Genomic DNA, 21,457 nt, shown 5'->3' on the forward strand with positions numbered 1-21,457 from the left:
TATTCAAATTATGAGATACTCTTTTGCACTTTTTTTGATAGCAGTTATTGGTTTTTTAACACCTGCTGTAGGGCAGCAAATAAACCTTGCCTTACATAAACCGGTAACCGCAACATCAGAAGATAAACAATACCCGGCGAAGAATGTGGTTGATGGCATTATCAACCGAAAATCTAAATGGATGACCAGCAGCGGTAAAGCGCCGCATATACTGGAAATAGACCTGCAAAAATATTGCAATATCAATGAAGTTGATGTTTATACAGGTATCCCAGAAGCAGAACGTACGCCTGCAGAAACTACACAGGCTGCAGGTTTCTGGTCGGCAAAAAATTTCAGGATGCAGTATTGGGACGATTCCAACTGGACTGATTTTCCCAACGCAGAAGTGTTAGAGAACAGGCTGGTCCATGTAAAGTTTACATTCAGCCCGGTAATTACTACGTACAAGGTGAGGTTTGTTTGTGATGATGGCGAACCCATCAATATAATGGAAATAGAAGTATTAGGTACCGAAGCTCCGAATATGCCCCTTCCGCCGCAAATTACTTCGAATATCAAAGTTGTTCCAAATATGGCTGATAAAGATGCCTCGATAACAGTTAATCCGCAGGTAGTAGGCAAATCATTAAAGTTTGTAGGTTACAACCAGGGTTATTTTTTTCCGGGCAGCAATGTATCGGGCTGGCTCGAATATTCCAATATTAATTCTGTACGCGTTTGGGCTACCATGAATGCCTTTGTACCCGAAAATTCGGTAAACATTAATAATAACCTGAAGGATGTTCAGGAATTTGACCGGTTGAAAAACGAGCTCAGGCAAAGCCCGGAAAAAAACCGGTTTATACAATGGAACAAGCTTTATCCCTTGTACACTAAAATGGATTCATCGTCCACCAATGCCATGGTGTTTAATTATACCCTGGCAGAGTTAAAGCGGCTGCATATACAGGCCTTGCTACAGATGAACACCAATGATTTTAATGATACCTGGGGCAATAAATGGAAACAATGGCAGCGTTTTTATGCACTGGCCTACTATGCGGCAAAAACAGGCGACGTTACGATGTTTGCCATGCAGAACGAGCCCAACCATGTGGCTTCGGGGCCGATGAAATTAAACCAGTGGATAGGAGGGATGCAGATCGTCTCAGACGCGGTGCATTGTGCCGTGCAGGATGTGAACAAAAAATACGGCAAAAACTTACAGGCCAAATTTGTCGGCCCTGTTACTGCCGGCCAGAATACAGACTGGTGGGCAGGTGTTATCAAAGCTATCCGTACCGATTATCATGGCAAGCAGATTGACCACGACCTGATCGATATTTTTTCTACCCACTCTTATAACTCGCCTGCTGCAGGTTATGTAACACGTGTAAATAATATCCGCAAGGTTATTACCGATAATCATCCTTTAGGAAATCCGCTGCCTATTGTTTTTACCGAAATTGGCCGTTGGATGAATGCTTACCTGATCGATAAAGAAGAAACCATGGATTCGCCATCCTTGTTTACCGAATGGGCAGGCATTTATGCCAACAACATGAACAATGGCGCTTATGGCATGTGGGCTTTTAAGTTTGCCAACACCGCCAGCGAAACTTATCCCAGGGGAATAAAATCTGGCCATCATTTAACCTGGCAAGGCAGGCGGATTGTGGAAGATGCTTATACCGATCTGGCATTGGGGAAACATGTTAAAGCAAGTTCTGAATCGGCACAATGGCCTGCTAAAAACATTACCGATGGCAATAAGTCAGATCTTTCCGCCTGGCATTCAGATTCCACGTCAGCAGAAAAATGGCTGGAGATCGACCTGGGTAAAACACAAAAGCTGGGAAGCGCCGTAATGTACACGGGTTCGGCAGCAGGCGTATTTACCGGGCCAGACCGGGTTAAAAAATTCAAATTACAATACTGGGCAAATAATACCTGGAAAGATATTCCCGGTACCGAGGAGAAAAACTGCAAATATGTGCAGGTTTTCCAGCAGTTTAAGCAGGCCGTTACTACCGATAAGATCAGATGGGTAAGTACTGATGCCGGGGTTGTAAAAGTAAGGGAGATCAAAGTTTTTGCAGCGGATGACGGGCCGTCGTCAAAACCAGATTTTAATATATCCGGCATACAGCGTACCGGCGAAGTGGTAAGGTTATTTGCAAAAGGGTTTAAAAACGAATTGCCGCTGCTTCAAACACAATCAACCATTACGGATAGCGGCCTGGATACTTATACTTCTTATGACCAGGAAAAGCAGACCTATTATATGTGGCTGGTACAGCGCGGCCTGTTTGATTATCATTTAAATATTAACCTGGCCGGCCTGCCAATTGAGGCCGGAACACCAGTTATAGCCGAAACTGTTGGACCCCGCAGTTATGGCGAAGTAACAGGAATTTATCCTGTACCTAATGATAAAAACATCCGCCTCAACCTGGGGCAGCAAAGCGTAACATTGCTGACGATAACCGCACAAGCATCTAATAAACAAATTATACCGCCTGTAGCAGACGCTTTTGTAGCAGGTGGAAAAATGGCCAAAAAAAACTTTGGTACAGTCCAAACATTGCAAGTGGCGCTGAATGCTTCAAAACCTGAAAACAACCGCGTAAGTTATCTGGATTTTAAAATACCGGCGGCAAAAATTTCAGGTGCGAAAAGGATCATATTAAGGGTGAACGGTAAAGTAGATCAGGGTGTAGCTCCATTCCGCCTGCATGTGTATGGTATTCCGGGAAAAGTTTGGGAGCAGCAAAAATTAAACTGGACAAATGCACCGCTGCTCGACCCGAAAGAAGCATTGATCACGATGTTGGGCAACAGGCTTTTGTAGCAGGCGAACTGGCTTTTGATAATCAAAACAAATATCATAGCCTTGATGTAACCGATATGCTTAAAAAACATGTTAAGGATAATATAACATTTGTTTTGGTTCGGGAGACACGCGAATTAGGTGATGATAGCGACAAGGGGCGGCAAGTGCTTATCGGTTCAATGGAAGGCGTAAACAAACCTCAGCTTGAAATCTGGTCAGGCGATAAGAAATAATGCGAAACGGATTGAGCTTTTAGGAAACCTGTTTTAGATGCTTCTTTTATCGATGTAAAAAAACAAACACCTTTTACGGCATAAAAGAAGCATTGCCGTTTTATTTTAGCTTCCGTGCAATGCTTCTTTTATCACCCTAAAAATGGTGAAGCTGTTTGATTTTATTCCGGGAAAAATGCTGATGCTTCTTTTAGCACTATAAAATTGGTGTTTACCAATTTCTGTAAATACAAAAGGCCATTGCGCTTACTGATTTTTTTAGGGGATAAAAGAAGCATCGCCAATAATTGGAACAAAGTTTAAAACGCTTTTTAAGGAAAAAGAATTGGGCCGTTTTTTCTTTGTACGTTCTTTTGCTTGATCAAAAGAAACAAAAATCAAGCATTTCGGATTGCCTCCCGGGCGAAATGCAGCCCTGCGCGCCTGGGTTGCTATCGTTCTAACGGCTATCGTTCCGGGTGGCGTTTTTTAATCCTTTTAACGTTGCAGGATTTGCACCCAATCATCACCCTTATTTTGTGTTTGAGTGCTGTGTATATTCTTTAGGTGTATAGCCAAACTGCTCTTTAAAGCACTTTCTGAAGTAGTCCACATCCATAAAGCCAACCATATAAGCCACTTCGCTTACGTTAAATTTATTTTGCCCCAGCAGCTGTGCTGCTCTTTTTATACGTACACTTCGGATAAATTCAATTGCTGTCTGGTTAGTGAGGGCCTTCATTTTTCGATACAGAGTGGCCCTGCTCATTCCTATTTCTTTGCCCAGTTCTTCTACCGTTAAGCTTGGTTCCGCAAGGTTTGCCTCTATAAAATTCATCACTTTTGATAAGAACTTTTCGTCTGGCGAGGTAATGGCCACGTTTTGGGGCTGCAGGCTAATTTCCTTGCTATACCTGTCACGCAGTTTCTTCCTGGATTCCACCAGGTTACGTACCCTTGCTTCCAGGATATTTACGCTGAAGGGTTTGGTAATGTAATCATCAGCGCCGGTTTCCAGCCCTTCTATCTTGAATATCAGCGGTGTGCGTGCAGAAAGTAAAATAACCGGAATGTGGCTGGTGCGAATATCAGATTTAATCTTATTGCAGAGTACAGTACCATTCATTTCGGGCATCATAACATCGCTTATAATAATATCCGGGATGATCTCAATCGCTGTTTCCCATCCTTTTAAACCGTTTGGCGCTGTATAAACCTGATAATTGTTCGTAAAGATATGGGCAATAAAGTTCAAAACATCTATATTGTCCTCTATCACTAACATCAGTGGCTTATCTGTACTTTCTGTAGCGGTTTCTGCTGTATAAATTAAGGATTGTTCGGGGTTTAAGCCTGATTGATAATACTGGGCGATATTCTCGCTATCCCTAATATCAGGGTTAATTTCCTCTGGTTTTAAATGTTGGCTGCCCAAAGGCAGTTGTACTGTAAAACACGTATAACCCCTCGCTTCCGCTGTTGCTACCGAACTTTTAACCGTTAGTTTGCCATGGTGCAGTTCTACTAAACCCTTTGAAAAAGACAAGCCGATGCCGGTGCCGCTTACACTGAGGCGGGGATCGCTAAAATGGTTAAAGCATTCAAATATTTTATCTAAATTTTGCCCTGGTATGCCCTGTCCGTTGTCTTCCACATCAATAAAAACATAATCGTTATCCGTTTTGATATGGAGGGCAATCTTTCCGCCTTCAGGTGTGAATTTTAAAGCGTTTGAAAGCAGGTTATATAATATTTTTTCCAGTTTGTCCCTGTCAAAAAATACCTTTATTTCTTCCTGCTTACTGTTTAATTTAAAGCTGATCTTCTTTGATCTGGCATAAGCTTCAAAGGCAATAAATATCTCCTTTACAAAGCTTACGATATTTCCTTCTGCTGCCTGGAGGTTCATGTTCCCTGATTCAAACTTTCTGAAATCAAGCAATTGGTTGATCAAACGGATCAGCCTTTCTCCGTTGCGCTGCATCAGCATCAACTGGTTCTGGATCTTGTTGTTCCCTTCATTCAGGGCAACCAGTTTTTCAAGCGGGGCAAGTATAAGGGTTAAAGGTGTTTTGATCTCGTGCGAAATATTGGTAAAAAAGGTTAGTTTACGCTGCGACAGCTCCTGGTCCTTTTCATGGCTCAGGTGTTCAAACACCAGTTCATTTTTTAACCGGGCGGTTTTTAACGAATAATAATAAAAAGCATAAAGCAAAGAGCCAATTAGGAGTGCGTAAATTAAATACGCCCACCATGTTTTCCACCAGGGCGGCAGCACGATCAGTTTTATTGATTTTATGTTTTTATTCCACAAGCCATCATTATTAGCTGCTTTTACTTTAAAAATATAGGTTCCGGCGTTTAGGTTAGTATAAGTAGCCATGCGCTGGCTGCCTACATAATGCCAGTCTTCATCGCCCCTGAAGCCCTCCATTTTATAGGCGTACTGGTTTTTATCGGGGTTGATGTAATTTAATGCGGCAAATTTAAAACTGATAAAGCCCTGGTCATAAGTAAGGGTAATTTCATTGGTTTCGTTGATCTGGTTTTTTAGGGGCGAATCCTCATCTTCTGGTGTTACAGTTTTGTTTCGGATCAAAAAATCAGTAAACACTACAGGCGGTTTAAAAGCGTTCACGTTAATTTGATCAGGGTCAAAGTAACTGATGCCATTGATACCACCAAAAAGCAGCGCACCGTTATCATCTTTTGCAGTAGAGTTGGATGAGAACTGGTTGCTTTGCAGGCCATCGGCAACCGAATAATTACTGATGATCAAATCATCATTTTTAAAAGGTAAACGGAAGCGCTTGAAATGAATTTTAGACAAGCCCTTGTTAGTGCTTACCCAAAAGTTGCCATCTTTGTCCTGGTTAATGGCATGTAACCACGTCATTTGTTAATCCTTCCTTTTCGTCAATCGCATAAAACCGTCGGTTTTTACGGTCAAAATAGGTAAGGCCGCCGCCTTCTGTGCCTATCCATAAACGTTGTTTTGAATCTAAAAATAAGGTTAGGACCGAATTGTATTGTAGGCTAAATTTGTCTGAACTATTATACTTAAATTGCGTAAATTTCCTGGTATTAGTGTCAAAATAGTTGATGCCGCGCTGTGTACCTATCCAGTAGGCGTTTTGGTCAACATCTTTCAATATAGATGATATATTGTTGCTGCTGATGCCATGTACATCCTTGCTGTTATGTGTATAACTGGTAATCCTGCCCTTCGGGTTCATAAATTGAAGCCCGGCCCCGTTGGTGCCTATCCATAAGCCGTTATCTGTGGCAGACAGGGCATAGATCTGGTTTTCGCCAGGATTAGGATTGCTTGCCAAAGACCTGTAAACGGTTACCATATGGGTCTTTACATTAAAATTCGCTAATCCATCAAAAGCCCCAACCCATATATTTCCATTTTGATCTTTACAAAGCGATTTGACATTATTGCTGATCAGCTTTTTTTGCTGATCTAAAATAGGGTACGACTGGTACAGGTTTTTTTTACGGTCTATATAGTTCAATCCTCCGCCTTCTGTGCCTACCCAAAATGTACCGTTACCATTATTTAAAATACTGCTCACTACCCTATGGCTTAAGCCTGGGCGGGTGCCGATAGCTTCGGCAAATGATGTGAAATTATTACTTCCTGCATAAAAAATGTTAACCCCTCCTGCAAAGGTGCCAAGCCAGATATTCCCTGACCTGTCTTTGATGATAGACCTTACAGAGTTATGGCTTAACCCATCGGGATCATATTTATCGTATTTATAATTACTGAAACGTCCGTCTTTCAAAATACTAAGCCCTTCACGCGTTCCCATCCAGATTTCGTTGTCATCAACCATAAATATATCCCTTACAGTATTGCTCAGCAAACTGTTTGTACCGTTTGCCTGCTGCCGGTAGTTTATACAAGTGTTTTTTTCGGGGTTATAATTAAATACGCCACCGGTTTCTGTGGCTATCCAGTAATTGCCTTTTTTATCCTGTTTAATAGCGCGGATAGCGCTGCCTGTTAACTTACTGTCCTGTTGCAACACGGGTGGAGCGGGTAAGTATCGCCGTTTGCCGGTATCAAAAAAACTTAAGCCCTTGCTGGTGCCAACCCAAAGCATGCCTCTGTTGTCTTCGTAAATAGTTTGCACTTTTTTATTAGCGGTACCGGGCCCGTCGTTTTCTGAAAGATAGCTGATAAACATTTTATTAACAGGATCGTAAAGCTTTAAACCGTTATAAGTAGCTACCCAGATATTGGCTTTTTTATCTTGCAGAAAGGCAGTTATATAATCGTTTGCTTCTGATGAACTTTTAGAGATGGTATAGATATGGCTAAACCGGTTGTGGTTACGGTCGAAGAAGTTTATACCATCCGAAGTGCCTATCCATAAATTTCCCTGATTATCCTCCAATAAGGCATTGATCTGACTGTTGCTTAAACTGTTTTTATCATTAACATTATGCTTGTAAATAGTAAATTCGTAACCGTCATACTTATTTAAGCCATCTTCTGTACCTATCCAGATAAACCCTTCGCGGTCCTGTAAAATGCAGTAAACAGTGTTTTGCGAAAGGCCGTTGTTAATGGTAAGATGTTTAAATACAGCTTTTGGAGATTGGGGAAAACCATAAGAAACCAAGCCGCATAAAAAGACGGCAGTATAAACCAGCCGGCATATATAAACATACATACAGCTTTTTTTAGTTAAACAAGATGGTCTCAAAATAACAGGTTTATAAAGGAAACAGTTATACTAAGATAGCCAAATTTTAGAAGCTGTTTAAATTTATCTCCCCAAAAAATTGTAATGCTTCTTTTATCATCTAAAAATTATCGTTTGTGTCTATATCTGTGAAAAAGATTAGAAAGCCTCCCTGGTTTTTGTATGGTAAAAGAAGTATTAAGATTGCTTCTTTAAATAACATAAGAACTTAAATATTATTAGAACTTTATCAGAACTAATGTACATTACTCCCTGTAAATCAGGACGGCGTAAGGTTGCTGTTACTGCTTATTCAAAGCCTTGTACCTCAGCATGGCTTCAACAAAGTAATAGTCTGCATAGGTTAAAGGCACATCAACCTCAGAATTTTTTGGAAGATGGCCAACGCTGTGCTTTAAAATATACCCGCCATTAGTACCATACGTAGCTTTATATTGCGGTGATGACAAAGTACGGATAATGGTTTCGGCTGTTTCCAGGTACTTTTTAGAATTTGCAGCATTTGTATAGCCGGCCAGCTCAATAAAAGCAGAAGCCATAATTGCAGCGGCTGATGCATCGCGATAAGCATCTGGTATATTGGGGGCGTTATAATCCCAGTAAGGCACTTTATCAGAGGGTAAGTTTGGATGATTGAGAATAAATGCCGCAATATGATCTGCCTGGGCCAGGTATTTAGGGTCCTTCGTATAACCGTACATCATGGTAAAGCCATACAAGCCCCAGCTTTGTCCCCTTGCCCATGCTGATTCATCAGCAGCGCCCTGGGCAGTTTGTTTTTTGATGACAGCACCGGTTTCCGGATTATAAATTACCAAGTGATAAGAACTATAATCCGGCCTAAAATGATTTTTCATCGTGGTATTGGCATGTGCTATGGCAATTTTAGCATAAGTAGAATCGCCGCTGGCTTTGGTAGCCCACATCAGCAGTTCTAAGTTCATCATATTATCTATGATTACCCTAAACTGGCCCGGAGCCGAATTCCATGACAGGATACAGCCCACATTCTTGTTAAAGCGTGTGGATAGTGATTTGGCACTGTTTAAAAGTATATTCTTGTAAGCGTTATCAGGATCAATACGGTAAGCGTTACCATAGCTGCAATACATCATAAAACCAATATCGTGCGATCCGGTATTGTGCTGTTCTTTTTCCAGCAGCTTTAATTTTTTCAGGGCATCTTGTTTTAAAACATTGGCATTTGTTGCTCCATATAAATACCATAAAGTTCCCGGCACAAATCCGCTGGTCCAATATTCAGAGGAGCTGTTTATCCATTTACCATTTTTGCTAAAGCTGCGCGGCAAACTATCCGCAGGGGTATGATCAATTAAAAACTGATATTGTGCGTCAGCATCCTTTAAATTTTTGTAGATCAGCTTTATTATTTCAGGTTTAGTTGTAAAATGCGATTTTTTTTGTGCTAAGCTGTTTAATGCAGATATGTTTAGAGCTGCGAACAATAATAATATTAAAGATCTGTTTTCCATGTCAGTGCTTTTTTAAATTTTATCCGATCTGTTTTACATACTTCTTTTATCACCTAAAAAACCATATCCTAACTTTGCATTTTTGGGTTACTGCAGCAGTGCCAATTTTTAAGGTGCTAAAAGAAGCACCGCGATTTTGAAAACCTGTGGTTCGAACAGCTTTTAAACTTTTTTTTGCTTTGTGTTGATTTAATCATCCGCATGGTCAATAGGCACTTCAAGCCCTTTCCATATTTTTTTTGCTGTCCAGTCCATATCCGCTCCCTGCCATAACAAATCTGTTGAGGGCAAGCCCAGTATTAAAAAAGCTTCTGAGCAAAGATAAAGGCTGCCTGTAGAGATATAAGCTTCACCAATATCAGGCTGATGGCCGTAAATGCCAATTTGCAGCCATCCTTTTTTATCAAAAGTCCCTGGCGCTTCCACCTGTTTTTTTATAACGGTGTAAAGGGCAGCACGGACTTGCTGGGGCTTAATTTCTTTATCCAATGCGTGCATCAGCGCTATTTTTGAAAGTAACTGAAACACCCCAAAACGATAGGACAAGGAGCGGCCGATAGGCGGATAAGTGCCTTCCGGAGAGATGAGGCGTTCCTGTACCGCAGCGTACCGTTTCGACCGGCTTAATATCAGGTCATAGGTTTCTTGCTGCGTTTTGTCCTGTGCAGCCCAGGTTTGCAATACTTCCAGCAGCATAGGCTGTATCACAAAGCTGTTGTAATAATCCCAATGAAAATTGGGGCCGTCTCCGTAAGCGCCATCGCCTTTATACCAAAGTAAATGAGATTTAATGGCATAATCCATACGCATCCTGTCGCCCGATTGATCAAAACGCATTAAGGCTGCTTCAATAGTAGCGCTAAACAACAGCCAGTTGGAGTAGGAGGGGGTAATAATCCGTGATGACTTTAAAGCGGTAATCACGTTGCTTTTGGTCTTATTGTCCAGCCTGTCCCAAAGTTGATGGGGCGCCCTTAATAAAGCCTGCGACAGGAAGGCAGCGTCCACCACTGGTTGCCTTCCCTGGTTAAAGTTCATAAAATCAGGTGCCGCAGGATCGGTTGCATTATGCAGGCAGATGACTGCCAGGTCTATATATTTTTTACGCAGCTTTCCTTCCATGGTTTGGTCGGGGCCAAGTTCCAGCCAGGGTGCCATGCCAGAAAGCAAGCGCCCAAACGCCTCCAAATGTGTGCTCATTCTGTTATGGTCTGGTGTTTTGGCTTCAACAGGCATCAGCTTCTTCAACTCGTTTTTGCTTAACGCATTTAATACCGGGTCTGCAATACGGGTTAAAGTTTGAATAAGGTATTGCCGTTCCCTTACGGCATCTGCAGAAGAATCAGCTAAAGCGTGTGCTTGTAATGGTTGCCAACCAAGTATCAGGAGCATGATTACAGCTATTTGTTGCAGTATTTTCATAAAAGATGGATGTTAAATTTAGTAATAGCTGTAACAGCTAATGGTACTTTTTGCATTCATTATTAAATTGTACCCGCTTTAAAAGCGGTTTAAATTCTGTTCCAATTATTGCCGATGCTTCTTTTATCACCTAAAAATCATTAAGGCCATTTGCTTTTGATAGGTGAAGCAAGAGGTTTTGCCCATGCTTCTTTTACCGGGTAAAAATTGGTGTTTTGCATCCATTTAAATCAATCAAAAAACAAAGCCAGCATTTTTGTGTGCTAAAAGAAGCATCAGCCTAAAAAAGAGGGCCGGAAGAAAAATTTGAACAACTTATTTTTTATGTTTTTACATCGTTTGCACGCTCATGTTAATGATATTAGGAAAATAACCTCCTTGAAAATCTTTTGCTTCTATAGAAAATCCATCTGTACTTGAAGCGGATGTACTGGTGTAGATATATTTTTATATAATTTAAGTTTGGTTTATTATTGGTTATAGTGGTTAGGAGGGATATAACTGCACCATGCTAACAAATGTATAATCAATCCGGCCAATTTGTATTGGCTTATCTTTCATAAATACATGACGGATCTTTCACATTCCTTTTGCTTGCCCGTAGTGATTTATTTATTGTTGAGGAGTATTTAGTGCCTCGAAGTAAATAGGAATGAAACATCCTAAGGGTATATTTGAGTTAAACAAACCTGTTTTATATTGCCTTCAGGGACTACTTTAGTAAAGAAATGTTTTGTAAAAACCTACCAGGATGCTTCTTTTAGCACTATAAAATTTGCATTTACATCTTGCGCTGCCGGCCGGATACAAAAAGCAAAGGGCTTTTGAAGATTTTTATGCGGTAAAAGAAGCATAGGGACATATTTTTTAGAAACTTTAAACAGCTTCCCCATAGAAATTTGGAATGAATAAAACGAAATGGATTAAACGGACATATTAATTCAGGGCCATGAATTTAAAACGGGAAGCTTTAAACCAATTTATAAAACACGCCTTATGAGAAACGGCTATAATATCAAGTTAGCTTTATCAATTTTATTTCTTCTGTTTGCACATACTGTAAGCGCAAGGGTTAAACTTCCCTCCGTCATCGGTAATAATATGGTTCTCCAGCAGCAGTCGCAGGCCAAATTATGGGGATGGGCAAAAGGTAATGCGCAGGTTGGCATTACCACTTCCTGGAACAATAAAGAATATAAAGTTAGGGCAGATGCTGCAGGCAACTGGATGGTAAAATTGGTTACACCTGTTGCTGGCGGCCCTTACCAAATAGCTTTTAATGATGGTGACCTGGTTACGATTAACAATGTACTGATAGGCGAAGTTTGGGTTTGTTCCGGGCAATCCAATATGGAAATGCCGTTAAGGGGCAATTCTTCTCCGATCCTCAATGCAAATGATATTATTGTTAATGCTGATAACCCGCAATTGCGTTTGTTTACGGTAGGGCGGGCAGCAACTTTATCACCTCAAACAGATTGTAAAGGGCAATGGAACGAATCTACTTCCGAAACAGCAAGGGATTTTAGCGCCCTTGCTTTTCAGTTTGGGGAGATGCTCCAGAAAAAGCTTCGTGTACCGGTAGGATTGATCGTATCAAGCGTAGGCGGAACAATGATCGAATCCTGGATGGGCAAAAGCAGTTTGGACGGTTTCCCGGAAGTGAAAGTTCCGGTTAGTATTGATACCGTTAAACAACCCTATAAACTGCCTACAACTTTATTTAACGGAATGATTGCCCCTTTGTTAAACTTTGATATTAAAGGGTTTATCTGGTACCAGGGCGAAAGCAACCGCCATGAACCCCAATTATACGGAAAGCTCTTCCCGGTAATGGTTGCCGACTGGCGCAGGCAATGGCAGCAGGGCGAACTGCCTTTTTACTTTGTGCAGATCGCGCCCTATGGCTCTGCAGACAAAAGCAGGAGCGGCCCGCTTTTGAGGGAGGCACAATTGAAGGCCATGAGTATCATTCCAAATTGCGGCATGGCATCAACCATGGATGTTGGAATGGAAAAAAACATCCATTATATGAACAAAACCATACCGGCGCATCGGCTCGGCTACTGGGCTTTGGGCAAAACCTATGGCATTAAGGGCATTGGCTACAATGCCCCCTTGTATAAATCTATAACGATAGATGGCAACAAGGCTACCCTTAGCTTTTATTTTGCAAACTATCTTACTTCCTTCGAAAAACCCCTGACACTTTTTGAGATAGCAGGAAAGGATAAAATATTTTACCCGGCAAAAGCAGTATTAAAAGGCGGCCAGGTGATCGTGGAAAGCGGGCAGGTTAAGGTGCCGGTAGCCGTAAGGTATGCCTTTAAAGAATTTGTTGTTGCCGAATTGTATAATAATGATGGTTTGCCCGCATCCTCTTTCCGGACGGACAATTGGGACGATATCCGGTAAAAAATCAGCATAAAACGGAAATTGATAAAAAAGTAAGAATTTAAAAGATAAGGTAATTATTGTTACAAGGGTTTCTGTTAAATCGGTAGGGTAGATCTGATTGTCGTTTTGTCACCACAAAAAGGACGCTTTCTATTGGTTTAACTTAAAATCCCTTAATTAATTTAAACAGGCCCTAACATAAAAATCCTCTTTCTGTAACTATTAATCAAGTCCGCAATAGCCGGACTTTTTTTATGTCGATAAAAACAGTATTCCTCATTTAGAAGCACTTAAAAAAAATAAAAAATTAATGTTGAAAACTTTTAGTGGGGAATTGTGGTAAAAGGTGGTAAAATATTTACTTTTACTCATTAAATATTACCCTTATTGGGACGATGCCACATTTTTTAGGTGAGTTTGAATGTAAGCTTGATGCAAAAGGGAGGATGATGATCCCCTCGAACCTCAGGAAACAGCTTCCGGAAGCTGAACGGGAAGGGCTTGTCATCAATCGCGGTTTTGAAAAACACCTGGTCATTTATCCGCACAAAGAGTGGGATTTGATCATGGATGAACTGGGCAAGCTCAATCAGTTTGAAAAAAAGAACCGGGAGTTTGTCAGGTATTTTACAAGAGGGGCAACGGAAATATTGCCGGATGCTGCCGGAAGGATACTTTTTCCGAAATCATTATTAGAATACGCCGGTATCGGGACAGACGTTGTATTAACCGGAAATTTAAATAAAATAGAAGTTTGGGCGCAAAGCGCTTACGATGAGCAGTTGGATAACGAGCCGGAGAATTTTGCAAACCTGGCGGAAGAAGTAATGGGAAACCAAAGAAGCAAAACCAATGAATAATTACCATACACCCGTAATGCTGCAGGAATGTATTGCTGCACTTGCTATCCAGCCGGAAGGTACTTACGTGGATGTAACTTTTGGTGGCGGCGGTCATTCCAAAGAGATCCTAAACCATTTGGGTGAAGGCGGCCGTCTGCTTGCTTTTGATCAGGATGAAGATGCTAAAAGAAATGTGCCCGAAGATGAACGTTTTACTTTTGTGGAGCAGAATTTCAGGTACTTAAAAAATTATTGCCGTTTGTATGAAGCTATTCCGGTAAACGGAATTTTAGCTGATCTGGGCGTTTCTTCCCACCAGTTTGACCAGGCGGAAAGAGGTTTTTCTGTTCGTTTTGATGCCGATCTGGATATGCGGATGAACCAGGGCAGCGAACTGACGGCTAAAAAGATCATCAACTCTTATAGTGAAGAAGATTTGCACCGCATTTTCGGGATGTATGGTGAACTGCAAAATGCAAAAACACTGGCAAAAACAGTAGTAACAGCAAGGTTAAACCAACCGATCGGAACTATTGCTGAGTTGAAAACCGCTATACAAAACCTCATCCCTAAAGGAAAAGAAAATAAATATTTAGCCCAGGTTTTTCAGGCTTTGCGGATTGAAGTTAACCAGGAACTGGAGGCTTTACAGGATTTTTTAACGCAGTCGGCAGAAGTGCTGGTTTCTGGCGGACGATTAGTGGTCATGTCTTATCATTCCCTGGAAGACCGTTTGGTTAAAAATTTCATTTCCAAAGGGAAATTTCGGGGCGAAGTAGAAAAAGATTTTTATGGTAATGATCAAAAACCATTTGATGCGGTAAGCCGTGGTGCGATAACGGCATCAGAAGAAGAAATAAAAAATAACAACCGGGCACGCAGTGCTAAATTAAGGATAGCTGTAAAAAAATGAACCGTTTAAGAGCAGAAATTCTGGAAGAAGAGGAACCGGAAAAGGAATTGATTGTTGAGGAAAAACCGCCTGCCGGTAAAATTCCTGATAACTTTTTCACTTTACTGTTCCAGAAAGGGGTTGTTTCTACCGAAGCTGCTACCCGCATGCTGCCGTTTATGTTTTTTGTGGCTTTTCTGGCAATGGTTTATATCGCTAACCGCCACATGGCCGAAAATAATATCAGGGATATTGATAAATTATCTAAACAGGTAAAAGAACTTAGCTGGGATTATAAAACAACTAAAGCAGAACTTTCCTACAGGAGTACATTAACAGAAGTAGAGAAAAAAGCAGATAGTTTAGGGTTAAAAACATCTGTAGAACCTCCGCAGAAAATTACGGTAACAGAAGAAGATGAGCATTAGGACCAACATACTGCTGCGCGTATATCTGGCTTTTGGCCTGATTGTGCTATTTGCTGCGGCAGTAATGGTACAGTTATGCCGAGTACAGTTTTTGCAAGGTAAAAAATGGGCAGCGATGCAGGACAGCCTTTCTATCCGTTACGTTAATGTAGAAGCTGCCCGCGGAAATATTTTTGCCTTGGATGGCAGCATGCTGGCTACCTCTGTACCAGAATATGAATTGCGGATGGATATGGTAGATGGTGCCATAACAGACGATAAAGTATTTTACGACAAAGTAGATTCGCTGGCCATGAAGCTTTCTGCTTTTTTTGGTGATAAATCTGCCCGTGATTATTCCCGTTACCTTCGTGATGGTCGCCGGGACAGTTCCCGTTACTTACTGATTAAACGAAAGGTTTCTTTTCAGGATTTAAAGCAGATCAAAAAGTTCCCAATTTTTAACTTGGGCAAATATGGCGGCGGATTAATAGTTCTTCAAAAAAATAAACGGATTTTGCCTTACCGTTCTTTAGCTGCCAGAACCATTGGCTATAAAAATGAGAACGTAAAAAATGCAGTTGGTTTAGAAGGTGCTTACGCTTCTTATATCAACGGAGAATCTGGTAAAAGATTGATGCAAAGAATTGCCGGCGGTGTATGGAAACCGGTAAATGAGGATTATGAAATAGCACCAAAAGAAGGCGCTGATATTATTTCTACGCTTGATGTTAATTTTCAGGACGTAGCCCAAAATGCTTTAGAAAAGCAGTTGATTAAAAGTGATGCAGACCACGGAGCGGTTATTTTAATGGAAGTTGCAACCGGGGAAGTTCGTGCTGTTGCCAATTTTACAAAAGTAGCGCCTGGTGAATATAAAGAGAAGTTTAATTACGCCATTGCTGGTAATCAGGATCCGGGTTCAACTTTTAAATTAGCTTCTTACATGGCTTTGCTGGAAGATCATAAAGTAGATACCGGAACAATGGTAAATACTGGTTTTTATAAAATTCCGGGGCATATCATTAAAGATTCGCATGGAAGTATCGGTGTGGTTACGGTAAAAAGGGCATTTGAAGAATCCTCCAATGCCGCAGTAGCTTATCTGGTAAATAATGCTTACCATAATAATCAGTCTCAATTTACAGATCATTTATATGAATGGAAGCTGAATGAGAAATTAGGTTTGCAGATACCCGGAGAAGCGCAACCGGTAATTAAAAACCCTAATAATAAAAGCTGGAACAAGAACATGACTTTGCCCCAAATGGCCTATGGTTATGAAATGCAGTTAACTCCTTTAAAAATGCTTTCTTTTTATAATGCGGTTGCTAATAACGGTAAATATATAGCACCAATTTTTGTAAAAGAGATCAGAAGGTTAGGTAACCCGATAGAGCAGTTCCAGGCAAGGGTAATCAATGAAAAAATATGTTCTGAAGTAACCTTGGGCAAGATAAAGAAAATGCTGGAAGGCGTAGTGTTGGAGGGTAGCGGAAAGCAAATTGTTTATAACCCGCTTTACAAAATAGCTGGTAAAACAGGCACGGCGCAGGTGGCAGATGCAAACAGGGGATATAGAGGAAAACGTCAGTACCAGGCTTCCTTTGTAGGTTATTTTCCGGCTAATAAGCCTAAATATTCTATGATCGTTGTGATCAACGATCCTAAAGGCGCTTATTATGGCGCGTTGGTTTCTGGCCCTGTTTTTAGAGAAATAGCTGATAAAGTATATTCAATCGATCTGGAAATGAACCAGGATAAACCCAGTATTCATATAGCCGGAAATGCACTATCGCCCAAAGCCAAAATTGGCCAGCAAAAAGCTACACAAGAGGTTTATTCCAAACTTGGATTGAAAGTAACTTATGCTAAAAATAATGAAACAGAGAGCGATAGCAGTGATGATTTTTCTACGGTAAAAGAAGCATCGTCTAAAAAAGGCGCAGTGCCATCAGCGGTTGGAATGGGTTTACGTGATGCTTTGTTTATCATGGGAAATGCAGGCTATAAGGTTGCAGTAATTGGCAGCGGAACGGTTGTTAAACAATCTGTTGGTGCAGGAAGCATCATACCAAAAGGATCTAAAATTGTACTCGAATTAGAATGAAGTTACTAAAGGATATATGCAACGGAATTACTAATCTGGCTAATTTAAACAAGCCGGAACAGGAAATTACTGCGCTTGTTTTTGATTCCCGGAAAGTTGTTCCCGGTAGCCTTTTCTTTGCTGTTCGCGGAACTTTGGCTGATGGTCACCTTTTTATCGATCAGGCAATTGCTGCTGGTGCTGTTGCTGTTGTTTGCGAAGAAATACCGCAAGGCAAAAATGCTGATACTGTTTTTATCAAGGTAAAAGATGCATCCGAAGCTTTAGGTTTTGCAGCGGCTAACTTTTACGATCATCCTTCTGCTAAATTAAAATTAGTTGGTGTAACCGGTACAAACGGTAAAACCACTGTTGTAACCTTACTATTCAAGCTTTTTAGAGAACTGGGTTACAAATGCGGCATGCTTTCTACTGTAGAAAACCGGATTAATAATGAAGTTATTCCTGCAACACATACCACACCAGATCCGATTGCTTTAAACCAGTTGTTGTATGAAATGGTGGAACTGGGCTGCGATTATGCTTTTATGGAAGTGAGTTCGCATGCAATTGTACAGCATCGCATTACCGGTTTAGCTTTTGCCGGAGCTTTATTTTCTAACATCACCCACGATCATCTCGATTTCCATAAAACTTTTGACAATTATCTGAAAGCTAAAAAAGCATTTTTTGATGGCTTGCCAGTTACTGCTTTTGCCTTAACAAATTTAGACGATAAAAATGGCAGGGTGATGTTGCAAAATACCAAAGCTACTCAGAAAACTTATGCTTTAAAAAGCATGGCCGATTTTAAGGCTAAAATTATCGAAAACCAGTTTGGCGGTTTGCTTTTAAATATTGATAACCAGGAAGTTTGGTTCAAGCTGGTTGGCAGCTTCAATGCTTATAATTTGCTGGCTGTTTATGGCGCTGCCCTATTGCTTGATCAGGATAAAGAAAAAGTTTTAACGGTAATGAGCCGTTTATCAGGTGCAGAAGGCAGGTTTGATTATATCATTTCTCCTAAAAAAGTTATCGGCATTGTTGATTATGCCCACACGCCCGATGCAGTACAAAATGTTTTAAGTACGATAAAAGACATTCGCAAAGGCAACGAACAGGTTATTACCGTGATTGGTTGCGGCGGCGACCGTGATAAAACAAAACGCCCGGTTATGGCAAGTGTTGCCTGCGAGTGGAGCGATAAAGTGATTTTAACTTCTGATAATCCGCGCTCTGAGGAACCAGACCAAATTATCAGAGATATGGAAGCTGGCATCACACCAGATCAGCAACGAAAAGTTTTTGCCATTGCTGATAGAAAAGAGGCGATAAAAGCAGCATGCCATTTAGCACAACCGGAAGATATAATTTTATTGGCCGGAAAAGGCCATGAAAAATACCAGGAGATAAAAGGTGTAAAATATCCTTTTGATGATAAACAGATTTTGACAGAACAATTTAAACTCATAAACTGATGCTGTATTACCTGTTTACCTATCTCTATAAAAACCACAATATCCCTGGGGTCGGCGTTTTCCAGTACATCTCGTTCCGTACGGCTATGTCTGTTATTCTTTCGCTGATTATTACAACTGTTTTTGGCGGAAGGATTATTAAATATCTGCAGAAGAAGCAAGTTGGCGAAACGGTAAGGAACTTAGGTTTGGAAGGCCAGATGCAAAAACAGGGAACGCCAACAATGGGTGGGATTATGATTTTGATGGGAATTCTAATCCCAACTTTATTACTCGCCAAACTGGATAATATTTACATCATCCTGATGATTATTACTACCATCTGGATGGGAACAGTAGGATTTTTAGATGATTACATCAAGGTTTTTAAAAAGAATAAAGAAGGGTTAGCAGGCCGTTTTAAAATTGTTGGCCAGGTTGGTTTATCGGTTATTATTGGCTGGACGATGTATTTTAGCCCGGAAATCGTTATCCGTCAAACCGTAACGCTTCCGGTAAAATATGATGTTCCGGTAGAAGTTCATCAGCAGGGCAACAAATATATTTATACGCAGGATATTAAATCTACCAAAACCAATGTGCCTTTTTACAAGCATAACGAGTTTGATTATGCTAAAGTGATCAAATTTATTGGTCCGGGTTACGAGCATTATGCACTGATTGTTTTCATGCTGTTTACCATTTTTATCATTACCGCAGTTTCTAACGGTGCTAATATTACCGATGGAATTGATGGTTTGGCAACAGGAACCTCAGCAATAATTGGAATTACATTAGCAGTTCTCGCTTATGTTTCCGGTAATACCGTAATTGCTGATTACCTGAACATCGTTTACATACCAAATTCTGGTGAACTTGTAATTTTTGCCGGTGCTTTTGTAGGTGCTTGTGTCGGCTTTTTGTGGTACAATTCGTATCCGGCACAAATATTTATGGGAGATACCGGCAGTCTGGCAATCGGCGGGATCATCGCTGCCTTTGCCATCATGATCCGTAAAGAATTGCTGATACCTCTTTTATGCGGTATTTTTTTAATCGAACTGGTTTCGGTGATTTTACAGGTGAGTTATTTCAAGTTCACCAAAAAGAAATACGGAGAAGGCAGACGGATATTTTTAATGTCGCCGCTGCATCATCACTTTCAGAAAAAAGGTTATCACGAATCCAAAATTGTTACGAGGTTTTGGATCGTTGGTATTTTTCTGGCCATTGTAACCATCGTAACCTTAAAATTAAGGTAGTAAAAGAAGCATTAAGTCAAAACGAAAAATAAATAAAGCTTTGGAAACAGGAAATCAAATATCAGAATTAGCAACTGCCGGAAACGGTAAGTTCCTATGCGTTCTTGGAGCCGGAGAAAGTGGCGTAGGTGCAGCTTTTTTAGCGCGTAAGCAGGGTTTTAAAGTTTTTGTTTCTGATTTCGGGCAGATGAACGAAAAGTACAAACAGCAGTTGCAGGACTGGAACATTGATTTTGAAGAGAACCAGCATTCCGAAGAAATTATTTTGCAGGCTGATGAAGTAGTAAAAAGTCCGGGCATTCCTGAAAAAGCGCCAATTGTTAAAAAATTAAAGGCAAAAGGTATTCCGGTTATTTCTGAAATTGAGTTTGCCGGAAGATATACCAAAGCGAAAATGATCTGCATCACCGGGTCAAACGGCAAAACTACTACGGCAAGCTTAACTTATCACCTGCTAAAAAAGGCAGGTTTAAATGTTGGCCTGGCTGGTAACATCGGGAAAAGTTTTGCTTACCAGGTTGCTGCCGAAAAGTACGATCATTTTGTTTTGGAGATCAGCAGTTTTATGCTTGATGATATGTATCAGTTTAAGGCTGATATTGCTGTACTATTGAATATCACACCAGATCACCTCGATCGGTACGAATATAAAATGGATAATTATGCCGATTCTAAATTTCGGATCATTCAAAACCAAACCGGTGCTGATTATCTGATTTATTGTGCCGATGACGAAGAAACTGTAAAAGGAATTAACAAACGTAAGATCACAGCCAAAAAACTTCCTTTTTCTATCCAAAAAAAGGTGGAACAAGGCGCCTATCTGTCGGACGATGAGATTTTTATTTTAACGGATAAAGGAGACCTGAACATGTACATCAACGAATTGGCTTTGCAGGGTAAGCATAATATTTATAACAGCATGGCTTCAGGTATTACTGCTAAAGTTCTCGAATTAAGGAACGAAACGATCCGTGAAAGCATGGGCGATTTCAAGAACATTGAGCACAGGCTGGAACATGCAGGTAATATTGCGGGCATTAGTTTTATCAATGATTCTAAAGCTACCAATGTTAATTCTACCTGGTATGCTTTGGAAAGTATGAATACGGATGTTGTACTGATTTTGGGTGGCGTAGATAAAGGCAACGATTACACGATGCTGAAAGAACTGGTAAAGCAGAAAGTAAAAGCCATTGTGTGTTTGGGGAAAGATAACAAACGCATCCATGAAGCTTTTGAAGATGATGTAGAGATGATTGTAAACACTTTTTCGGCAGCAGAAGCGGTACAAATGGCGTATCATCTGGCAAAAAAAGGGGATACCGTTTTGTTATCTCCGGCTTGTGCCAGTTTCGATCTGTTCAAAAATTATGAAGACCGCGGCCGGCAGTTTAAAGCAGCGGTGAAGGAATTATAGGAGGAAGCAAATAGCCAATAGCCAATAG

Annotated in this window: 14 protein-coding genes; 10 read left to right on the forward strand and 4 right to left on the reverse strand. The window is 40.7% G+C overall.

Annotated elements, in window-relative coordinates:
- Window positions 1–10 precede the first annotated feature (10 nt).
- Entirely contained in the window at window positions 11–2,833 is a 2,823-nt protein-coding gene (locus GO621_RS04165) for a discoidin domain-containing protein (RefSeq protein WP_198170126.1), read from the forward strand.
- A 56-nt stretch (window positions 2,834–2,889) separates the two neighbouring features.
- Complete coding sequence (locus GO621_RS18745) at window positions 2,890–3,048, forward strand: hypothetical protein (RefSeq protein WP_198170127.1); 159 nt, start codon at window positions 2,890–2,892, stop codon at window positions 3,046–3,048.
- A 511-nt stretch (window positions 3,049–3,559) separates the two neighbouring features.
- On the opposite strand, the gene GO621_RS04170 is transcribed toward GO621_RS18745, so the two are convergent.
- From GO621_RS04170 to GO621_RS04185, 4 genes are all read right to left on the reverse strand, one after another.
- Window positions 3,560–5,923, reverse strand: coding sequence for a hybrid sensor histidine kinase/response regulator transcription factor (locus tag GO621_RS04170; protein WP_157564468.1), 2,364 nt, complete (start codon window positions 5,921–5,923; stop codon window positions 3,560–3,562).
- The gene (locus GO621_RS04175) at window positions 5,901–7,715 is read right to left on the reverse strand and encodes a ligand-binding sensor domain-containing protein (protein ID WP_157564470.1); all 1,815 of its coding nucleotides are present in this window, start codon (window positions 7,713–7,715) and stop codon (window positions 5,901–5,903) included. The genes GO621_RS04170 and GO621_RS04175 overlap by 23 nt, the downstream gene beginning before the upstream one ends.
- 314 nt (window positions 7,716–8,029) lie before the next feature.
- Window positions 8,030–9,241: a glycoside hydrolase family 88 protein gene (locus GO621_RS04180; RefSeq protein ID WP_157564472.1), complete on the reverse strand. Its 1,212-nt coding sequence runs from the start codon at window positions 9,239–9,241 to the stop codon at window positions 8,030–8,032.
- Between the two features lie 189 nt (window positions 9,242–9,430).
- Window positions 9,431–10,663, reverse strand: coding sequence for a DUF2264 domain-containing protein (locus tag GO621_RS04185; protein WP_157564474.1), 1,233 nt, complete (start codon window positions 10,661–10,663; stop codon window positions 9,431–9,433).
- Window positions 10,664–11,659: 996 nt separating this feature from the next.
- Between GO621_RS04185 and GO621_RS04190 the strand changes: the two genes are divergently transcribed.
- The 8 genes from GO621_RS04190 to murD all read left to right on the forward strand — a co-directional run bounded on the left by GO621_RS04190 (window position 11,660) and on the right by murD (window position 21,429).
- A complete protein-coding gene (locus GO621_RS04190) occupies window positions 11,660–13,078 on the forward strand; it encodes a sialate O-acetylesterase (RefSeq protein ID WP_157564476.1) in 1,419 nt (472 codons plus the stop codon).
- 377 nt (window positions 13,079–13,455) lie between these two features.
- Entirely contained in the window at window positions 13,456–13,920 is a 465-nt protein-coding gene (gene mraZ / locus GO621_RS04195; protein ID WP_157564478.1) for a division/cell wall cluster transcriptional repressor MraZ, read from the forward strand.
- Window positions 13,913–14,815, forward strand: a complete 903-nt coding sequence (rsmH, locus tag GO621_RS04200; protein ID WP_157564480.1) for a 16S rRNA (cytosine(1402)-N(4))-methyltransferase RsmH — start codon at window positions 13,913–13,915, stop codon at window positions 14,813–14,815. Before mraZ ends, rsmH begins: the two co-directional genes overlap by 8 nt.
- A complete protein-coding gene (locus tag GO621_RS04205; protein ID WP_157564482.1) occupies window positions 14,812–15,222 on the forward strand; it encodes an FtsL-like putative cell division protein in 411 nt (136 codons plus the stop codon). Before rsmH ends, GO621_RS04205 begins: the two co-directional genes overlap by 4 nt.
- Window positions 15,212–17,311 carry a penicillin-binding protein gene (locus GO621_RS04210; protein ID WP_157564484.1) on the forward strand — a complete coding sequence of 700 codons (2,100 nt, stop codon included), beginning with the start codon at window positions 15,212–15,214 and terminating at the stop codon, window positions 17,309–17,311. The genes GO621_RS04205 and GO621_RS04210 overlap by 11 nt, the downstream gene beginning before the upstream one ends.
- Window positions 17,308–18,768: a UDP-N-acetylmuramoyl-L-alanyl-D-glutamate--2,6-diaminopimelate ligase gene (locus GO621_RS04215; protein ID WP_157564486.1), complete on the forward strand. Its 1,461-nt coding sequence runs from the start codon at window positions 17,308–17,310 to the stop codon at window positions 18,766–18,768. The genes GO621_RS04210 and GO621_RS04215 overlap by 4 nt, the downstream gene beginning before the upstream one ends.
- A complete protein-coding gene (gene mraY / locus GO621_RS04220; RefSeq protein WP_157564488.1) occupies window positions 18,768–20,009 on the forward strand; it encodes a phospho-N-acetylmuramoyl-pentapeptide-transferase in 1,242 nt (413 codons plus the stop codon). Before GO621_RS04215 ends, mraY begins: the two co-directional genes overlap by 1 nt.
- 40 nt (window positions 20,010–20,049) lie before the next feature.
- On the forward strand, window positions 20,050–21,429 hold the full coding sequence (gene murD, locus GO621_RS04225; RefSeq protein ID WP_157564490.1) for a UDP-N-acetylmuramoyl-L-alanine--D-glutamate ligase: 1,380 nt from the start codon (window positions 20,050–20,052) through the stop codon (window positions 21,427–21,429).
- Window positions 21,430–21,457: the final 28 nt, after the last annotated feature.

This window comes from Mucilaginibacter arboris (assembly GCF_009754915.1).
In the GTDB taxonomy this organism is placed as follows: domain Bacteria; phylum Bacteroidota; class Bacteroidia; order Sphingobacteriales; family Sphingobacteriaceae; genus Mucilaginibacter_A; species Mucilaginibacter_A arboris.